At 63.3% G+C, this 18,057-nt stretch carries 19 protein-coding genes and 2 pseudogenes; 10 read left to right on the top strand and 11 right to left on the bottom strand.

From position 1 onward, the window contains the following. Positions 1-125: 125 nt before the first annotated feature. Genes EOA85_RS08180 through EOA85_RS08165 form a run of 4 tightly spaced genes read right to left on the bottom strand, consistent with a single transcriptional unit; the run spans position 126 to position 3,578 of the window. Complete coding sequence (locus EOA85_RS08180) at positions 126-1,112, bottom strand: branched-chain amino acid ABC transporter permease (RefSeq protein WP_164759543.1); 987 nt, start codon at positions 1,110-1,112, stop codon at positions 126-128. Further along, positions 1,109-2,017, bottom strand: coding sequence for a branched-chain amino acid ABC transporter permease (locus tag EOA85_RS08175; protein WP_127209022.1), 909 nt, complete (start codon positions 2,015-2,017; stop codon positions 1,109-1,111). The genes EOA85_RS08180 and EOA85_RS08175 overlap by 4 nt, the downstream gene beginning before the upstream one ends. Continuing rightward, entirely contained in the window at positions 2,014-2,781 is a 768-nt protein-coding gene (locus EOA85_RS08170) for an ABC transporter ATP-binding protein (RefSeq protein WP_127209021.1), read from the bottom strand. The genes EOA85_RS08175 and EOA85_RS08170 overlap by 4 nt, the downstream gene beginning before the upstream one ends. Further along, a complete protein-coding gene (locus tag EOA85_RS08165) occupies positions 2,778-3,578 on the bottom strand; it encodes an ABC transporter ATP-binding protein (protein WP_127209020.1) in 801 nt (266 codons plus the stop codon). The genes EOA85_RS08170 and EOA85_RS08165 overlap by 4 nt, the downstream gene beginning before the upstream one ends. Positions 3,579-3,698: 120 nt before the next feature. Here EOA85_RS08165 and EOA85_RS08160 point away from each other — a divergent pair, with 120 nt between their 5' ends. From EOA85_RS08160 to EOA85_RS08135, 6 genes are read left to right on the top strand one after another with little or no spacing between them, the layout of a single operon-like run. Further along, the gene (locus EOA85_RS08160; protein WP_127209019.1) at positions 3,699-4,427 is read left to right on the top strand and encodes a GntR family transcriptional regulator; all 729 of its coding nucleotides are present in this window, start codon (positions 3,699-3,701) and stop codon (positions 4,425-4,427) included. A gap of 4 nt (positions 4,428-4,431) precedes the next feature. Further along, the gene (locus EOA85_RS08155; RefSeq protein WP_127209018.1) at positions 4,432-4,917 is read left to right on the top strand and encodes a DUF3830 family protein; all 486 of its coding nucleotides are present in this window, start codon (positions 4,432-4,434) and stop codon (positions 4,915-4,917) included. After that, positions 4,918-5,271 (top strand): TIGR04076 family protein, encoded by a 354-nt coding sequence (locus tag EOA85_RS08150; protein WP_127209017.1) that lies wholly within the window; start codon positions 4,918-4,920, stop codon positions 5,269-5,271. A 2-nt stretch (positions 5,272-5,273) separates the two neighbouring features. After that, complete coding sequence (locus tag EOA85_RS08145; RefSeq protein WP_127209016.1) at positions 5,274-6,332, top strand: aldo/keto reductase; 1,059 nt, start codon at positions 5,274-5,276, stop codon at positions 6,330-6,332. 8 nt (positions 6,333-6,340) lie between these two features. Continuing rightward, positions 6,341-6,769, top strand: a complete 429-nt coding sequence (locus EOA85_RS08140) for a DUF4440 domain-containing protein (protein WP_127209015.1) — start codon at positions 6,341-6,343, stop codon at positions 6,767-6,769. 53 nt (positions 6,770-6,822) lie between these two features. After that, a complete protein-coding gene (locus EOA85_RS08135; protein ID WP_127209014.1) occupies positions 6,823-8,082 on the top strand; it encodes an ABC transporter substrate-binding protein in 1,260 nt (419 codons plus the stop codon). 22 nt (positions 8,083-8,104) lie between these two features. Here EOA85_RS08135 and EOA85_RS08130 read toward each other — a convergent pair whose 3' ends face one another. The 3 genes from EOA85_RS08130 to EOA85_RS08120 all read right to left on the bottom strand — a co-directional run bounded on the left by EOA85_RS08130 (position 8,105) and on the right by EOA85_RS08120 (position 10,319). Further along, positions 8,105-9,070, bottom strand: coding sequence for a sigma-70 family RNA polymerase sigma factor (locus tag EOA85_RS08130; protein WP_127209013.1), 966 nt, complete (start codon positions 9,068-9,070; stop codon positions 8,105-8,107). A gap of 28 nt (positions 9,071-9,098) precedes the next feature. Further along, the gene (locus EOA85_RS08125) at positions 9,099-9,638 is read right to left on the bottom strand and encodes a dihydrofolate reductase family protein (RefSeq protein WP_095518144.1); all 540 of its coding nucleotides are present in this window, start codon (positions 9,636-9,638) and stop codon (positions 9,099-9,101) included. A gap of 141 nt (positions 9,639-9,779) precedes the next feature. Then, positions 9,780-10,319, bottom strand: coding sequence for an Lrp/AsnC family transcriptional regulator (locus tag EOA85_RS08120; protein ID WP_127209012.1), 540 nt, complete (start codon positions 10,317-10,319; stop codon positions 9,780-9,782). 48 nt (positions 10,320-10,367) lie between these two features. On the opposite strand from EOA85_RS08120, the gene EOA85_RS08115 reads away from it, so the two are divergent. Together EOA85_RS08115 and EOA85_RS38745 are read left to right on the top strand one after the other, a co-directional pair. Further along, on the top strand, positions 10,368-11,546 hold the full coding sequence (locus EOA85_RS08115; protein ID WP_127209011.1) for an MFS transporter: 1,179 nt from the start codon (positions 10,368-10,370) through the stop codon (positions 11,544-11,546). Between the two features lie 19 nt (positions 11,547-11,565). After that, positions 11,566-11,673: pseudogene (locus tag EOA85_RS38745) on the top strand (GNAT family N-acetyltransferase); the annotation flags it as partial. A gap of 23 nt (positions 11,674-11,696) precedes the next feature. On the opposite strand, the pseudogene EOA85_RS08105 reads toward EOA85_RS38745, so the two are convergent. Beyond that, positions 11,697-12,821, bottom strand: a pseudogene (locus tag EOA85_RS08105) (anhydro-N-acetylmuramic acid kinase); the annotation flags it as partial. Positions 12,822-13,014: 193 nt separating this feature from the next. After that, positions 13,015-13,938, bottom strand: coding sequence for an N-acetylmuramic acid 6-phosphate etherase (gene murQ / locus EOA85_RS08095; RefSeq protein ID WP_127209025.1), 924 nt, complete (start codon positions 13,936-13,938; stop codon positions 13,015-13,017). 122 nt (positions 13,939-14,060) lie between these two features. On the opposite strand from murQ, the gene EOA85_RS08090 reads away from it, so the two are divergent. Beyond that, entirely contained in the window at positions 14,061-15,215 is a 1,155-nt protein-coding gene (locus EOA85_RS08090; protein ID WP_245485638.1) for a carbohydrate kinase, read from the top strand. Positions 15,216-15,245: 30 nt separating this feature from the next. Continuing rightward, positions 15,246-16,175, top strand: coding sequence for a pseudouridine-5'-phosphate glycosidase (locus EOA85_RS08085; protein WP_206523260.1), 930 nt, complete (start codon positions 15,246-15,248; stop codon positions 16,173-16,175). Between the two features lie 27 nt (positions 16,176-16,202). Here the strand turns inward: EOA85_RS08085 and EOA85_RS08080 are convergent, their stop codons facing one another. Together EOA85_RS08080 and EOA85_RS08075 are read right to left on the bottom strand one after the other, a co-directional pair. After that, the gene (locus EOA85_RS08080; RefSeq protein WP_127209009.1) at positions 16,203-17,594 is read right to left on the bottom strand and encodes an FAD-binding oxidoreductase; all 1,392 of its coding nucleotides are present in this window, start codon (positions 17,592-17,594) and stop codon (positions 16,203-16,205) included. 5 nt (positions 17,595-17,599) lie between these two features. Then, the coding region (locus EOA85_RS08075) for a VWA domain-containing protein (RefSeq protein WP_127209008.1) at positions 17,600-18,057 on the bottom strand (458 nt) is incomplete at its 5' end.

The following is an 18,057-nucleotide window of genomic DNA, read 5'->3' as shown; positions in this document are numbered from 1 at the left end:
GCCTGAGAAACCGCCGCCGACAATCGCCAGGTCGACATCGAGTGCGCCTTCGAGGGTAGGCCGGTCACGGCGATTGCGGCTGACGGCGTGCCAGAGGGAAACGCCGGAACACCCGGCAACCTCGATCATGACGCTGTTCCGCTCTCACCCGTAGCCACTCGGACACGCTTGCCGAATCTTGGCCGCCACGGCCTGTCGCCAAACAGGCCGTTCGGCCTGACTAGAAGAATGATGCACAGCATCACGCCGATGGCGACGATCTGCAGCGAGGCGGCGCGGGCCTGCTGCTCCGGCGAAAACAACACGCTCGTTAAGGCTCCCGATCCGGCCCATATCGCCCAGACAAGAATGCTGCCGATGACGGCGCCGATGTTGCTGCCCGAGCCGCCGACGATCAGCATCACCCAGACCTGGAAAGTCAGCGCCGGCAAATAATTGTCCGGAGCGATGAAGCCGGTGAAATGCGCCTGCAACGCGCCGGCCAGTGCCATGATGGCACCGCCCACGGCAAAGGCCTGAACGCGGTAGAAGCGTGCGCTTTTCCCCAGGGATATCGCTGCCCGCTCATCCTCGCGAAGCGCCTTCAACACGCGCCCCCACGGGCTGCGCGACAGATGCTCCAGCGCGAGATAGACGATCAGCGTCACCACCGAGACGACGGCAAGGTTCGACAGGTTGAACAGCAAAGGCGTTTCGGCGAGGCCGCCGAAAGGACGCGGAATGAAGCCGATGCCGAACGGGCCGCCCGTCAGCTTCTGGGCATTGTTGAGCGCCACCAGCTGCACGACGACGGCAACGCCGAAGGTGGTGATCGCCAGATAGTCCGATCTCAGGCGCAGCGTGGCAATGCCGGTAATCGCGGCGGCGATGCCGCCCACCAGCATGGCGCCGAGCCAGCCGACAAGGATCGGCAGGCCGAAGCCGCCCAGGCGCGCAGCATCGTCGGGCGTGGTCAGCAGTGCCGACGTGTAGGCGCCGATGGCGACGAAGCCCGCGAGTCCGACATTGAAAAGGCCGGTGAGCCCCCATTGCAGGTTGAGCCCGAGCGTGACGAGCGAAAAGATCAGTGCGGTCGTCAGGAAGAAAGCGCCATAGCCGAGCAGATCCATCAGCGTTCTCTCACTCCGAAAAGGCCGATAGGCCGCACGAACAGCACGGACATCAGGATGATGAAGGAGACGGCAGCGCGCCATTCGGCGCCGACCAACTGCACTGCGCCGGCTTCGGCCATACCGAGGATCAATCCGCCGAGAACAGCGCCAGGCACGCTGCCGATGCCGCCGAGGATGGCGGCCGCGAACATCGGCAGCAGCATGTCGAAACCCATGAATGGACGGATCTGGATGAGAATGCCGATCATCACGCCGGCGACGCAGGCTAGCGCTCCGCCAATGATCCAGGTGACGCGCACGATCTTGGCGACGTCGATGCCGACAATGCGCGCCAAGGCCGCATTCTGGCTCAGTGCCTGCATGGAACGACCGGTCTGGGTGCGGGTCATCAACAGATGCACGCCGAGCACGAGCACGGCGGTCAGCAGCAGCAGCGCGATCTGGTCGGGAGTGACGCGAATGCCGAAGCCGACCGGCATGGCGATCTGGATGGCCCGGCTGAAATAGGTCGGACGCGAGCTGAAGATGAATTCGAGCAGGCTTCTCAGCGCCATCGAGGCGCCGAAGCTCGCCATCACCACAATGATCGCCTGGCCCTTGGCCCGCAGCCGCGCGAAAAGCATCATGTCGAGCAGCAGCGCCAGCAGGCCGGTGATCGCCATGCCGACGATTACCGCGGCGATCAGCGGCCAGCCGAAAGACAGGGGAGCCATCGGCGCGATCTTGCCGAACATCGCGCCGATGGCGCCGACGACGGCGAGCGTCGCATAGGCGCCCCAGGCCATGAAGTCGCCATGCGCGAAGTTCGAGAAGCGCAGGATCGAATAGGTGAGCGTCACGCCGATGGCGCCGAGGCCGATCATCGAACCTGCCAGCAGTCCGTCGACGACAAATTGCAGGTTCATGCCGCGCTTCCTTTGCCCGAGTGCCGGTCTCTTTCAGGATTGAGGCGGCGCTGGCCAAGATAGAGTTCGGCGACGACCGGATCGTTCCAGAGCTCGGAGGCGATGCCCTCGTGCCGGTCCTTGCCCTCGACCAGCACATAGGCGCGATCGCCGATGGCAAGTGCTGCCTTGGCGTTCTGTTCGACCAGCAGAATGGTGACGCCGGATTCGCGTATACCGGCCAGCATCTCGAATACCATCGACACGAATTTCGGCGACAGGCCGGCCGACGGCTCGTCGAGCACCAGCACCTTGGGATGAACGATCAATGCCCGGGCAACGGCCAGCATCTGCCGCTGTCCGCCCGAGAGATTTCCGGCGGCGGTTCTGCGCTGACGGACGAGGTCGGGAAAGGCCGCATACATTTCCTCGATGCGGGCAGGGGTCTCGCGCGGCATCAGGATGCCGCAGGCAACCTTCAGATTGTCCTCGACCGACATCAAAGGGAAGATGTTTTCGGCCTGCGGCACGAAGGCAAGGCCGAGGCGGACCATGATATGGGCGGGCGCCGCGGTGATATCCTTGCCGTCCAGCAGGACCGTGCCGCCGGTGATCGGGACAAGGCCGGCGATCGCCTTGATCAAGGTCGACTTGCCGGCGCCGTTGGGGCCGAGAACGACAACGATCTCGCCCTTGTCGACGGTGATTGAGGCGCCGCGCACGATCGGCACGCCTGGCTCGTAGCCGGCTTCGAGATCGCGGACATCGAGAACCGTTTGGCTCATGCCGCGCCTCCGAGATAGGCCTCGATGACGCGCGGATCGCGTGCCACCTCATCGGGCGTGCCTTCGCACAGGAGCTGGCCGCTCGCCATGACCAGCACGCGGTGGCAGAGCCGCGTTACCATGTCGATATTGTGCTCGATCAGCAGGAAAGTAATGCCGCGGGCGTTGATGTCGCGGATGCGATCGATGATGACTTCGAGCAACGTCGCGTTGACGCCGGCCGCCGGTTCGTCGAGCAGGATGATCGCCGGGTCGGCCATCATGACGCGGGCGAGTTCGAGCAGCTTGCGCTGGCCACCGGAAAGCACACGCGCCGGCTCGTGCGCCAGGCGGGCGAGCGTCACGAGCTCGAGCAGCTCGATGGCTTTCGTCTCGGCCGCTCTTTCTTCGGCGGCGACCCGCCGTGGAGTCAGGAAATTGGCGAGCAGTCTTTCCCCGGCCTGGCCCTGCTCGGCCAGCATGACGTTTTCGATCAGCGTCAGATTGGGCAGCGGCCGGGGGATCTGGAAGGTGCGGCCAAGGCCGCGGCCGATGCGGCGATGGGCAGCTTCCCCCGACACCGGTGTGCCGTTGAGAAGGATCTCGCCGCTGGTCGGCAGGATGCTGCCGGCCAGCAGGTCAAACATCGTCGTCTTGCCGGCGCCGTTCGGACCAATGAGGCCGAGTATCTCACCCGACCGGACCTCGAACGAGACATTGTGTACCGCGACGAGGCCGCCGAAGCGCCTGACGACGTTCCTGGCCGTCAGAACCGGCGTAAGGGTGTTCGCCCGCTGTTGTGCGGTTGTGTCACTCATGGAACCTCTGGCCGAAAGCGATCGTCGCCGCCTTTGATTTGTGATCACACTTGCTTTGATCACGCTATTCGGCTTTAATTTCTTCCGCAAGCCGAAAAACGGGCCGAGACCGGGACTGCCATGCAGAAGGCCGTCATCGAAAAGAACAATGAGGTGATCGCAGCCCAGCTTACGCCGGTCGGCCGCGAGACCGTGCAGGATCGCGTCTATTCGGAGTTGCGCCGGGCCTTGATCGGCGGTCTTTTCGAGCCGAGCCAGGTTTTGACGATCCGCGGCCTCGCCGACGCACTGGTCACCAGCACCATGCCGGTGCGCGAGGCGCTCGGACGGCTGATCACGGAGAAGGCGCTGGAGGCGCTTCCCAACCGTTCCGTGCGCGTGCCGCCGATCACGCTGGAGCGTATCGACGATCTCTTGCGCGCCCGCTCCCTGATCGAGGGCGAAGCGATCGCGCTGGCTGCCACGCGCATGAATCCGCGCCAGATTGCTTCGGTCGAAGCCATGCTCGGCGAGTGGGACGAGATGCGGGCGTTAAAGCACAAAAAGGATATCGACCGCGAGGCGACGCTCAACCAGAGCTTCCACTTTGAGATCTACCGTTGCTGCGGCTCCGCCGTGTTGATCCCGATGATCGAGAGCCTGTGGCTACAATCCGGACCCTGTATCCGCGTCGCCATCTACGCCTTTTCGGATGCCGGCGAGGTCGATACCGCCCACTATCACCGCAGCATTGTCGCAGCGCTTGCAAGGCAGGATGCCAAAGCAGCGCGCGAGGCGCTGGTGGCCGACATCAGCCGGCCCTTCGCTTTCCTGCGCGACAAGCTTCAATCCGCCAATAGGAAAGATTGAGGGCATGACGCTTGCCATCAGCATCGCCGAGCCACGCTCAAAACTGTCCGTGACGGCGCTTCTGTTGCCTGAAAAGGCGCCCGAGAACGCTGCTTTCCTGCTGGCCTATTTCGAGCAGCCGCGCGTCGTTGCCGGCATCCATGCGATGTGGACAGGGCCGGAAATCTCCTGCCCGGTTCCATCAGCGGATATTGAGGGCCAAGCCTATGCCAGGCCGTTGCCGGCGGAGAATGCAACGTTGACGCCGCAGCCGGGCGACATCGTGCTATCCTACGTGCCGCCGCGCATGTGGGGCGGCAGTCCGAATGCGATATTCGACATCGGTCTGTTTTATGGCCAGGGTGCGCGTCTGCTGTTCCCGATCGGCTGGCTTGCCGGAAGCGTGGTCGCGCAGGTGCGTCCCGAGGAGCGCGACCGGTTCGCCGTCGCCTGCGGCGTGATCCGCCGCAACGGCGCTTGCGAAATCACCTTCACCCGGGTGGAGATCTGAATGGCTGAGAGCGACGACAGTTTCGAACTTTTCGACCTTCGCGTCGAGGCGGTGATCCCCGAGGGCAAGCCGATCTATTGCGGCGCCAAATCAGGCGATTATTTCGAGCTAAAGGGCGAGATGCTGTCGATGCCGTCGGGGCAGGGTTTTTCGATCTATTCGATATCAGCTGTGTTGCCGCTGCTCGCGGCAAAACAGCGCCCGACCCACAGGAACGACTGGATGACGTCGGATGCCGAGATCGCCTGTCCCGATCCCAATTGCGCCAGCCGGCTGAGGATCATCAGGACTGGGAAGCGCCGGTTCAGCCATGCCGAGACCACGGCGGTGCCGCTGCCGAAGGAGAATGACTAGAGATGACCGAAAAGTCCTTCGAACTCAGCCCGGGCTATACGATCTCGCGCGTCATTCGCGGCGGCTGGCAGCTTGCCGGCGGACACGGCGCAATCGACCGCCAACAGGCGGTGACCGACCTGATCGCCACCTTCGACGCCGGCATCAGGACCTATGATTGCGCCGATATCTATACCGGCGTCGAGGAACTGATCGGTGCGGCGCGGCTGCGGCTGGCCAGTGAGCGTGGTCTCGACGCCGCCACCAAAATGAAGGTGCACACCAAGCTGGTGCCTGATTTGGAAAGGCTTGCGAATATCAGCCGCGACTATGTGAGAGGCATCGTCGACCAGTCGCTGCGGCGGCTGAAGACCGAACGGCTCGATCTCGTGCAGTTCCACTGGTGGGATTATGCAGTGCCCGGTTACGTCGATGCGATGGGCTGGCTCAACGACCTCCGCCTGGAGGGCAAGGTGCGCAACGTCGGCGCCACCAATTTCGACACGCCGCATTTGGCCGAGATCCTAGCGGCCGGCGTGCCGCTGGTCAGCCAGCAGCTGCAATATTCCGTGCTCGATCAGCGGCCGGCCAACAGCCTTGCAACACTTGCCAGCCAGAACGGCGTCAGTCTCCTCTGCTACGGTTCGGTGGCGGGCGGCTTCCTCAGCGAGAGATGGCTTGATGTCGCCGAGCCGCAGACGCCGCCGCTCGAAAACCGGTCGCTGGTCAAATACAAGCTAATCATCGATGATTTCGGCGGCTGGGATCTCTTCCAGGAACTGCTGGGGGCATTGAAGGCGGTCGCCGACCGCCACTGCGTCGACATCGCCACCATCGCCAGCGCCTGGGTGCTGGAGCAGCCGCAAGTGGCGGCCGTCATCGTCGGCGCTCGCAACCAGGCGCACGCCCTTGCCAATGCCGGGATCATGGACGTCGCGCTCGATGCCGAGGACCGGGCGCGGATCGCCGCAGTGATCGCGCAAAGCAGCGGGCCTCTGGGCGACGTTTATACATTGGAGCGCGACCGCCACGGCCGCCATGGCTCGATTATGCACTACAATTTGAACGCGGGAAGAAATTGAGCTCGGCCATGAACGAGAAGCCCTCTCTGCTTTCACGCGCAAGCGCAGAGATCGTCGATCTGCATCGCTTCTTCGTCGACTGGTTCGACAGGGCGAGCGCCGACAGGGTGGATTTCAGCCGCTGCGAACGCGTCATGGGTGACGGCTTCTGCATGGTCGCGCCGAGCGGGCAGGTCCTCGATCGTAAGGCGGTGCTCGATCATATCAAGGCAAGCCGCGCCACCTGTGACGGCGATTTCGCGATCGCGATCGAGGATATCCGGGCCGGCTGGCAGACCTGCGACACGATCGTCATCAGCTACGTCGAGGCACAGCAGCGCGCCGGCAAGCACAGCCGTCGTCGCTCGAGCGCCGTTTTCACCACCAGTTCATCGGCGCCCAACGGCGTTGAATGGCGGCATCTGCATGAAACCTGGCTGCAGATGCCGGAAGGCTGAACAGGCTCAAGACATGAATTGAACCAGAGTCGTGTGACGAAAGGGGAACAACAATGACAAAGATGATACTTCTGATCACCACCGCGCTAGCTCTGCTGACGGCAGCAGGTGCAGCGCAAGCCGCCGATTGCAAGATCACCGTTGGCCTCGTCATGGAACTGACTGGCCCGGCCGGCGAATACGGCCAAGCCGGCGCCAAATCGGTCGAGATGGCCTTCCGCGATATCAACGCCGCCGGCGGCGTTCGCGGTTGCGATCTCGCGACCGACACGCGCGACAGCCAGAGCCAAGGCAACATTGCGGTCGACGCCGCGACCCAGCTCGTGCAGGTCAAGAAGGTGCCGGTGATCATCGGCGGCATCATCTCTTCGGTGTCGATCCCGATCCTGACCTCGGTCACCGCTCCGGCCAAGATCGTCCAGGTGTCGCCCGCTTCCTCGTCGCCGACGCTGACGGCGCTCGGGCGCGATGGCAAGACCAACGGCATCTTCTTCCGCACCATCACCTCGGATGCGCTGCAGGGGGTCGCCGCCGCCAAATATGCCATAGACAAGGGCTTCAAGAAGCTGTCGGTCATCCACGTCAACAACGACTTCGGCGTCAACATGGTGGCCGAATTCTCGCGCGCCTATAAGGCGCTCGGCGGCACCATCGTCTCCGACACGCCTTACAATGAAAAGCAGTCGAGCTATGCCTCGGAAGTGACCGCGGCGATATCAGGCGAGCCGGACGGGCTTTATCTCGTCAGCACGCCTGTCGACGGCGCAACCATCGCCCGCACCTGGATTTCGCAAGGCGGCGTCCAGAAATTTCTGCTCAATGACGGCATGAACAGCCCGGATTTCATCGAATCCGTCGGCGCCGATTACCTGAAGGACGCCTATGGCACTTCGTCGGGCACCAGCCCGACCGCATCGACCGAATATTTCACCAAGAACTACAAGGAATTTTCCGGTATCGAACCATCCAACCCGGCAGCCGACCGGTCCTATGATGCCGGCGCTATCGTCGGGTTGGCCATAGCCATTGCCGGTTCCGAGGACCCGGCCAAGATCAAGGACGCGATCTACAAGGCGGTCGATCCGGACGGCACGCCGATCTATGCCGGCAAGGACGAGTTCGCCAAGGCGCTCGGCCTGATCAAGGATGGCAAGCCGATCCGTTACGAAGGCGTCATCGGCCCGGTCGCATTCGACAAATACGGCGACATCACCGGCCCGTTTCGCCTCTGGAAGATCGTCGACGGCAAGGTGACGACCGACGGCGAGATGACCACGGATGACGTCAACGCCCTGCAGGCGAAGCTTCAGTAAGGCGCCTATGTCTTGTCCGGCATCATTTCACTAGGGACACTTGCATCGTCCCGTTTGTTGCCCGGGCATGCGCCGGTTGGTTGGGGATGGAAACGAACACCGCTCTGGCCTCCGGCATTATCCAGGGACAGGCGTAATAATCGGCAATGCGGTTTATGACCCCGTCGATCGCTTCGATCCGAACCGGATGGGCTGGTTTCCAACCGCCTTCGCCGCGGTGGAGCACGAGCAGCACCGCTTCGCCATCGATCTCGCCAGTCACCATCTTCCAGGTCATTTGGGCGTTTTCATACTCGACAAAATAGGGCGATTCCAACAACTGGCCCTTGAAGCAATCCGCGACCCGCAATTGGGCATCGGCGCTGGTCAACGCCCGCACGCCATCCCAGTCACGGCGATTGAAAAGCTCGACATAGCGGTTGAGCAATTTTGAAAGCTCGGCATTGCGCTGGGACTCCGAACGGACGTCTGGTTCGTTTGGCAGCATCGCCAGCTTGGAGCGTCCACGGCTCAACGCCGCCTTGACGCCACCCACGGTCGAGCCGACGAGGCCGGCGATCTCTTCCAGCGAATAGTCGAATACATCCTTGAGCAGGACGCAGGCGCGTTCCTTGGGCGGCAGGTGGATCACCAGCCGTTCGATCGCGCGATCGGCGCCCTGGCCCGGCGGCTCGATCGGCAGGATGATTTCGTTTTCGACGAAATTGGCCTCCGCACGCTCGCGCGCTTGTCTGCTTCGCAGGAAATCGATGCAGCGATTATGCGCAATGCGAAACAGCCAAGGGCGAAGAGCGCTCGGATCGTCAAGCTTCTCGATCTTCCGATAGGCTTCGAACAGGGCCTCCTGCATGACGTCTTCGCCGTCGAGCGTCGAACCTGTCATGCGTGCACAGTAGCGGTGCAGCCGTCCGCGCAAATGTGCGACCGTCTCCAGGAACGCGGCGTAGCGGACGTCAAAAAGCCCGGTTGGATCGATTCTTGGCTGCATCTTCGTGGTATCAATATCCAGAGACGGATCACCGTGGGATATAGGTCAGCGTGATGACGCCGTTCTTGAACCGGTGCGTGTTCACAAGCTCCAGCTTGACCAGGGACGGGTCGATATCCTGGAAAGCGCGTTTGCCATGGCCCACACGGGTGGGCACGATGGAGAGCTGATACTCGTCGACTAGCTTGTTGGCGAGCAGCGTCTGGTCGAGATTGCTCACCCCATATTTCAGTATGTCCCCGCCGGCCTGCTGCTTGATCCTGGCGATTTCGGCGGCGACATCACCCTCGATCAGCGACGCGTTCCAGCTCACGTCTTTGAGGCTGCGTGATGCGACAAGCTTCTTCAGCCCGTTCATGCGATCCATATACTTGCTACCCTTGACCTGCGGCCAGCGCGCCGAAAACATTTCATAGGTCACGCGACCGAGCAGGAAAAAATCCGCCTCGCCAGCCTTTTGGTAAGAATGCTCCCTGGCTTCTTCGTCGAAGAAGGGCGAAGCCCAGTCCATTGGTGCTTCGATGACGCCGTCCAGCGAAATGAAGCTGCCCACGATCAATTTTCTCATTGCACGTCTCCGGTTGCGCAGCAGGCCTTCCCGTCATGATCGAGAACCGGCGAACGAACCGGTCCCTCGATCGTGACAAGGCACCCGATAGCTAAGACGTTCCCGGTTCGATTTTGGATACGTGCGTGAAGATCGTTTGAACTAATACAGCGGCTTGGCCATGTGCCGGGGCGACGGCCATTCTGTCGTGATCCCGGGCTGCACCGGCCGCTCGAGATAGGTCGACAGAACCACGTAGCTTCGTGTCGAGGTGACGCCGGGCGTTTCGTAAAGCCGCGACAGCAGGCCTTCGAGCGCCCGAGTGTCCTCGGTGCGGACCTTGATCAGCATGCATGTGTCGCCGGCCACCGAATGAATCTCCTCGACTTCGGGGTGCTCGGAAATCGCCATCAGTTCGGGGGTCTTTCCCCAACCCTTGGTGTCGATGTGCACGAAAGCGAGCAACGGCTTGCGCACCGCCTTGGGATCGATGATCGCCGCGGTGTTGCGGATGGCGCCGCTGCGCCGAAGCCGCTTCACCCGTTCATGCGCTGCCGGCGGCGACAGGCCGACGCGATCACCGAGCTCGGCATAGCTGATCGTGGCGTCATCGACCAGAACGCCTAATATCTTTCGGTCGGTTGCGTCAACGTCGCGGGCAGCAGGCCGGTTCTGCTGAACGCCATCTGTTTCTTCATCCATAATGAAGTTCCTTATTGATACAGAATTTAATACGGCCATTATGGCCATATGTCGAACAGTGATCAAGCCGCAACTTTGACGGCAAGGCCGCCTATCCCGGCGCTCGCTTATCTGCTGACCGGATGCATAGCCGTGATCGGCTCCAACTCGCTGGTCCTCGGTCCGATAGCACCGGCAGTGGCCGCGTCGTTTACGACGAGCGTGCCGGCCGTCATGATCGCGTCCGCTGCGTTCGGTCTTGGCACGTCGGCAAGCGCCTTGTTCCTGGCGCGCTATATAGATCGGCTCGGCGCCCGCCGCATGCTGCAAGGGGCGTTGCTGCTGCTGGCGATAGCACTTGTCTCCAGCGCTGCCGCGCCGACGGTAACAACGCTGGTTGCGGCCCAGCTTCTCGCCGGCATCGCTGCCGGTGTCGCCATGCCGGCAATCTATGCCAGCTCGGCAGCGATTGCGCCGCCTGGCCGCCAAAGCGGGACGATCGGCGTCGTGCTGACCGGATGGACCCTCAGCATGGTGGCCGGCGTCTCATTATCGGCGGTGCTTGCCGACCTCGTGCATTGGCGCGCTGTTTTTGCGGCGGTAGCGGTCCTTGCGGCGCTCGCATTGACCGGTCTTACGCTGACGTCGCTGAGCGATGTCAGGAAAAGCGGCCCGGCGCCGACGCCGCTCGGCGCTTTGGCCGTGCCCGGCATAGTGCCGCTTCTGGTCGCCTGCGGCACCTTCATGACCGCCTTCTACGGTGTCTACGGGTATCTCGGCGATCATCTTCACAATGGCTTGGGACGGCCGGTCAGCGCCAACGGCTTGGCCGCGCTCGCCTATGGCGCCGGCTTCGGCATGGCGGCGCTTCTCGACGGCGTGATCGATCGCCTTGGCGCGCGACGCGTCATGCCGTTCGCCTATCTTCTCGTAGCGGTCGTCTATGTCGCGCTTGCCGCGGCAAGCGGCAGCTTCGGCCTGACCATCGCGATGGTGGCGGCGTGGGGCCTTGCCAATCATTTCGGACTGAACGTCCTGGTGATGCGCCTCTCGGCGCTCGATCCGGCGCGGCGCGGCACGATCATGGGTCTGAACAGCGCCGTGACCTATCTCGCGGTGTTTGTCGGAACCACGGCCTTCGGACCGCTTTATTCCAGCTTTGGTTTTGCGGCATCGGCCGTGGTCGCAGCGTTGCTCATGCTGGTCGCGGCCTCAGCGGCGGTGTGGCGTTCGCCGCGGTCCGTGTAGTCGCGGAGCCACGCGGCTGATCGAGACGTTCAATCCCCAGGCGGTCAAGGTCTATGAGCGTCGGGGTTATCGGCCTTTCGGCGTGCTTCCCGATCTTCCCGTCGGCCGCAGCCGCGTCTTCCTGTAGAAGAATTGTCGGCTTGATTGGCCGGCGAGGCGTCCGCCGCGCATCGGCTGCGGCACACCAGTGGTGGTCGGGAAGCTGATCGGCAGGCCCCTGAGCACGCGAACCGCAAGGAAGGCAAAGCACTCCGCCTCCACCGCGTCACCCTTCCAGCCGAGCGCCTCCGCCGGCACGGCTTCGATACCGGCACGGCTGGCGAGCATGGCCATGATCGTCGGGTTGTGGCGGCCGCCACCGCTGACCACCAGCCGCTTCGGCCGGTGCGGCAGGAGGTCGAGCGCTTTGCCGACGGCGGCGGCGGTGAAGGCCGTCAGCAGTGCAGCGCCATCCTCAGCGCTCATCCCATCCGCCATGGCTGCGCCGAAGTCGAACCGGTCCAGCGACTTTGGATAGGGCTTGGCCACATAGGGATGCTGCAAGAGCGTGGCCAGCCGCGCTTCGTCGACAGTGCCGGCGCGGGCCAGCGCGCCGTCGCGGTCCATTTCGCCGAGCCCTTTGGACTTGATGAAATCGTTCAACGGCGCATTGGCCGGTCCGGTGTCGAAGGCAACGACATTGTCCTTGCCATCCCACCACGTGACGTTGGCGACGCCGCCGAGATTGAGAACGGCCGTGTCGCCGCTGGCGTCGGCATCGCGTAGCAGCGCGGCGTGATAGGCCGCGGACAGCGGCGCCCCTTGCCCGCCGGCGCGCATGTCGGCCGAGCGGAAGTCGTAGGCAATCTTTGTATCCAGGATGGCATGCATCAACTCGCCATCGCCGAGCTGGCGGGTCTGGCCGGGCCGGCCGACTTGCGGAGCACGATGCAGCACGGTCTGGCCATGGAAGCCGACGACCCCGATATCGGCCATCTTCAATCCGTAGCTTTCGACCAGGTCCTTGACTGCCGCTGACTGGGCGCGCGTCAGCGCTTCTTCAGCTTCGCGAAAGATCGCCGGCTCCGGTCCGGTGAAATTCCACACCCTGGCCTGATCCAGCGTCTCCTCCAGCAGGGTCCGGATCGACCTGGGGTAGGGTGCCAGCGTATAGGTGCCGAAATCCGCGATCCGCTCGCCATCGGTCTTGATCAGCGCGACGTCGATATTGCCGTCGAGGACGGTGCCGGTCATCAGGCCGACGGCCCAGATTGGCTGGTCACTTTTCGCAATCATGATTTGTTAGGCTCCATTGGCGAGATCGCCGACCGATTGGCGAAGCGATTCCGCTGTTGAATGATGTGTCGGATGGATCCGTTTGGCGAGCAAGGGTCCATGCCTTGCCTTTGTCGAGGTCGATCCACAGTCCCATGCCGGTAAAGCGGTGCCCGACCGTCCCTGCACAGCCGGCCGCCGCCAGCCCTCATCCTCACACAGGCGTTTCGCCTATCGCCTTTCGCAGGAATCCTCCCGCATTGTCGAGGGCTTGCCGCGCCTCTTTCACGCTCATGCCGGTGATTGTCACCATTATCGCCAGCTTCACGTCTTTGCCGGTCTGGTCGAGCGCCTGTCGTGCCTGCTGCGCTGTGCAGCCGGTGGTCTGCATCACGATCCCAACCGCCCTGGCGACGAGTTTCTTGTTGCTGGGATTAAGGTCGACCATCAGGTTCTGATAGCTCTTGCCGATCCGAATCATGCTGGCTGTCGTCAGCATGTTGAGAACCAGCTTTTGCGCGGTTCCCGATTTCAGCCGGGTCGAGCCGGCGAGAACCTCGGGGCCGACAAACGGAGAGATGGCAATGTCGGCAATGCCGGCAATGGTCGATCTGGGATTGCAGGAGAGCGCCACTGTCGTCGCTCCCACCTGCCTTGCGTAGGTCAAACCGCCGATCACATAAGGCGTGCGGCCGCTGACCGCGATGCCGACCACCACATCGTCGGCGGTCAACTTGATGTCCTGCAGTGCCTTCTTGCCTTGTTGCGGATCATCCTCGGCGCCTTCCGCAGCCCGCATCAGCGCTTTGGGGCCGCCCGCGATCAGGCCGAGCACCATGTCCTCGGGCACACCGAACGTCGGTGGACACTCCGAGGCGTCGAGAACTCCCAACCGGCCGCTCGTGCCGGCGCCGATGTAGACAAGCCGCGCGCCTTTTTGAAACGCACTAACGATCCGGTCTACCGCGGCAGCAATTTCCGGAATGACTTTCTCGACAGCGGCCGGAACGCCGCTGTCCTCGTCATTGATCTTGCGCAGGATCTCGATAGTTGGCAGCAGGTCGATATCCATCGTCTTCGGGTTCCGGTCCTCGGAAACCAACCGTTCCAGCTCCGACATCAACTCCTGTTCGCTCATCCGCTTGCTTTCAAAGTTCCTGCCGTCGGCAATAAGTAATGTGATGCGGCGCCAAGCGTCGACCAGTACCAGCAATTGACGGACCTTCACTCGCTTTAAACAAATGTTGACAAGACCGTCTGTTGTTGATCAACGTCAGCCATGATTTGCGCGGGCCGGGTGAGACGATGGACGACCTTGGAGCACAGGAACAGGCAGTGCTGGATCTCATCGCGGCGAACCCTTTCGCCGGCCAGCAGGACATTGCGAGCGCGCTTGGCATTGCCCGTTCGACCGTCGCGGCCCACATCGTGCAACTCGTCAACAAGGGCTACATTCTTGGTCGCGGCTATGTGTTGCCGGCCTCCAAGCGCATGATCTGCATCGGCGGCGCCGTCCTGGACCGCAAGTACCACGCCAAGAAGGATCTGATCTTCGGGACGTCGAATCCGGTCGACGGCTATCGCAGCTTCGGCGGCGTCGCCCGCAACGTCGCCGAGAACCTTGTCCGCCTCGGCGTCGACATAAGCTTCGTCTCGATTATCGGCGACGACGAGACCGGCCGCTCGCTGGTACGGCAACTGCGCGACCTCGGCGCCGATGTCAGCCAGGTGATCACCACCACGGAGCGGCCGACGGCGGAATATGCAGCGATCCTCGACCTCAATAACGATCTCGTGCTCGGCATCGCCGACATGGAGATCTTCGATCTGTTTTCGCCGTCCTATCTCGACCGTTTCTGGCCGCATCTTGCTTCGGCGACATGGGTGTTCATCGACTGCAACTTGCCGGCCGCAACGATCGCCGCGCTGATGTCACGCAAGCAGGGCGCGCGCTTCAAGCTCGCCGTCGACACGGTGTCGTCGCCGAAATCGGCACGCCTGCCGAAGGACCTGACCGGCATCGATCTTTTGTTCACCAATCACGACGAGGCCAACACGATGCTTGGCATCACCGATGCCGACAAGCGGCTGAAGCCGAAGGAGGCTGCTGCGGCGCTGCGCGCGGCCGGCGCCGGCGAAGTGATCGTGACCATGGGCGCTCATGGATTTGCGGTGGCGACCGAGAGCGGCGTGGCGACGATGCGTTCCGTCCCGGCCCGCGCCGTCGACATCACCGGCGCCGGCGACGCGATGATTGCCGGCACCATGTACAAGGTGCTTTCGGGAGATCCCGTTCCTCACGCTGCGCGCACCGGCGCGCTGCTCGCCACGCTGACCACCGAGAGCGAATCCAGCGTTCATCCCGATCTGTCGCCGCGCTTCCTCACCGCCGGCATGTACCGCATTCCCGCCTGAACGCGAGCCAACCCTGAAAGCGAAATGACGATGAAACCTTCCCTTCTCCACCTGAATGACGAAGTCGCCGCAGCACTCCGGGAAGGCCGCGCGGTGGTGGCGCTGGAATCGACGATCATCACCCATGGCATGCCCTATCCGGCCAATCTGGAGACCGCGCGCGGCGTCGAAACCGTGGTGCGCGAGAACGGTGCTGTGCCCGCCACGATCGCGGTGGTCGCCGGCAAGATCAAGGTCGGGCTCGATGACACTGAGCTGGAAAAGCTGGCGGCGGCGAAGGAGGTGGTCAAGGCCTCCGGGCGCGACCTCGCCGCCATCATGGTGGGCGTCGGCTCGGCCGGAACCACGGTTTCGGCGACGATGCGGATCGCCGCACTCGCCGGCATCGGCATTTTCGCGACCGGCGGCGTCGGCGGCGTGCATCGTGGCGCCGAGGCCACTTTCGATATCTCGGCCGACCTGACCGAACTCGGCCAGACCGGCACGACCGTCGTTTGCGCCGGCGTAAAATCGATCCTCGACATTGCAAAAACGCTGGAATATTTGGAGACCCAGCGCGTGCCGGTGATTGCCTGTCAGAGCGACGATTTTCCGGCCTTCTATACGCGCTCCAGCGGACTGAAAGCCGATCACCGCCTCGATTCGCCCGAGGACATTGCGCAGGCCATGCTGCTGCACGAGCAGATCGGCTCGGGCACCGGCATTCTCGTCGCGAATCCAATTCCGGAAGTGGATGCGCTCGATCCGGCCTTCATCGACGGCACGATCACGGCAGCGGTGGCAGAGGCCGAGAAACGCGGCATCGGGCGCAAGGAACTGACGCCGTTCCTGCTCGCCCGCATCAACGAGCTTTCGCAGGGTCGCAGCCTGAAGGCCAATATCGCGCTGGTCCGCAACAACGCCGCGCTTGCCGCCCGTATTGCGGTGGCGCATGCGCGGTTGAAGCGCATGCCCAAATAGGCGGCCGGCGCTACCGGCCTTCGAGTTTCAGGCGGGCCCGAGATCGAAAACCCGCCCGGCATTGAGGATATTGTTCGGATCGAAAGCCGCTTTCAAGCGCCGCATGGCTGCGATCTCGGCATCGCTGCGCACAAGGTGCAACCATTCCTTCTTGTCGAGGCCGATGCCATGCTCGGCCGAGACGCCGCCGCCGGCCGCAGCCACGCTGCGATAGACGATGTCGTATGCCGCCGCCGAATCCACCGTGCGGACCTGATAGTGCAGATTGCCATCGCCGAGATGGCCGAAGACGTAGATGTCGGCGTTGCGGTCAATGGCCTGGACCGCAGCTTCCGTTTCCCGCAGGAAAGTGCCCATCCTCGCCAGCGGGATGCTGACATCAACGCCGACCAGGCCTTTTATCGAAAACAGGAAGCGATTGGCGTCCTCTCGCACCGCCCACAGCGCGCGGAATTCGCGCGGCGACTGCGAGACCACCACGTCGTCGATCACGCCGTCCTCGACCGCCTGCATCAGCACATCGGCAAAACGTTCGCCGTCGCGGTCGGGCTCGCTGCCCTGTATCTCGGCCAGCACATAGACGGGCGAGCCGACGGGCAGCGGCGCCGGCGCATCCATGCCGGCGACCATGGCGCCATAGAGCGGCGCGAAATTCACTTCATAGGCCGAGAGCAGGGGTCCAAGTCTCTGTCTGAGCAGACCGAGCAGCGCTATCGCCGCGTCGAGCGAAGCAAGCGCGCAGAAGGCGTTGACCTCGGTGGCCGGCTTCGGGTGCAGTCGCAGGCAGGCGCGCGTGACGACGCCCAGCGTGCCTTCGCTGCCAATGAACAGCTGGTTGAGATCATAGCCGGAATTGTCCTTGGGCAAGCCCTTGAGCGACGTCAGGATGCTGCCATCGGCAAGTACCGCTTCCAGGCCGAGCACCTGCGCGCGGTACATGCCGTAGCGCAGCACCCGGACACCGCCGGCATTGGTGGCGACATTGCCGCCGACCGTGGCCGTGCCGCGCGCGCCGATGTCGACGCCGAACAGCAAGCCGGCCGTATCGGCCGCGTCCTGCACCATCTGTAGTGGTGCGCCGGCCTCGGCGACGATCGTTGCCGCCTCGCGGTCGGGCGGCTCGATCGCCGTCATGCGCTCCACCGACAGCACCGCTTCGCCGGGCTGGATGCGAGCCGCACCGGCAAGCCCGGTTCGGCCACCCTGGACGACAAGCCTCTGCCGCGCCTCGTTGCACAAGCGCAGTATGTCCGACACCTCGCCGGTCCTGCGCGGACGCAGCACGAACTCCGGCAGTGCGCCGGTCCTGCCGTCGGGATCTTCCCTGTAACGCGGTCCGGCCTCGTCGGCCGAAACGATCGCTGATCTGTCCAGCCGTTTTTCCAGCCGCGACAGGAGCTCGGCAACGTTCTGTGACATGGGGCTCACTCGTTCGCCCTGGGCGCTTCGGCCTCGGTGCGAACCAACTTGATGTCGGCTCCCGCCGCCCAGGCGCCGATATCTTCCCGGCGCAATGCCGCCGCCATCATGTCCGGAAACAAATCCGGCGTGCAGGCGAAGACCGGAATGCCAAGTGCGGCAACCGAACCTGCCATTGCCGGATCGTAGCCGGGCCGGCCTTGGTCGGTCAGTGCCAGAAGCACGACGACATTGACGCCGGATCGAACCAGCGCCGCCAGCCGCCGCAGCAACTCCTGGCCATTGCCGCCCTCGTAGAGGTCGGTGATCAGCACCAGATGCGACTTGGTTGGCCGCTCGATACGGTCGGCGCAATAGGCGACGGCCTGGTTGATATCGGTGCCGCCGCCAAGCTGCACGCCGAACAGCACTTCGACGGGATCGCTGAGTTCTTCGGTAAGGTCGACGATGGCCGTATCGAAAC

The sequence above is a fragment of the Mesorhizobium sp. M5C.F.Ca.IN.020.29.1.1 genome, assembly GCF_003997375.1.
Taxonomy (GTDB): domain Bacteria; phylum Pseudomonadota; class Alphaproteobacteria; order Rhizobiales; family Rhizobiaceae; genus Mesorhizobium; species Mesorhizobium wenxiniae.
This window is presented reverse-complemented; position numbering and strand designations above follow the sequence as displayed.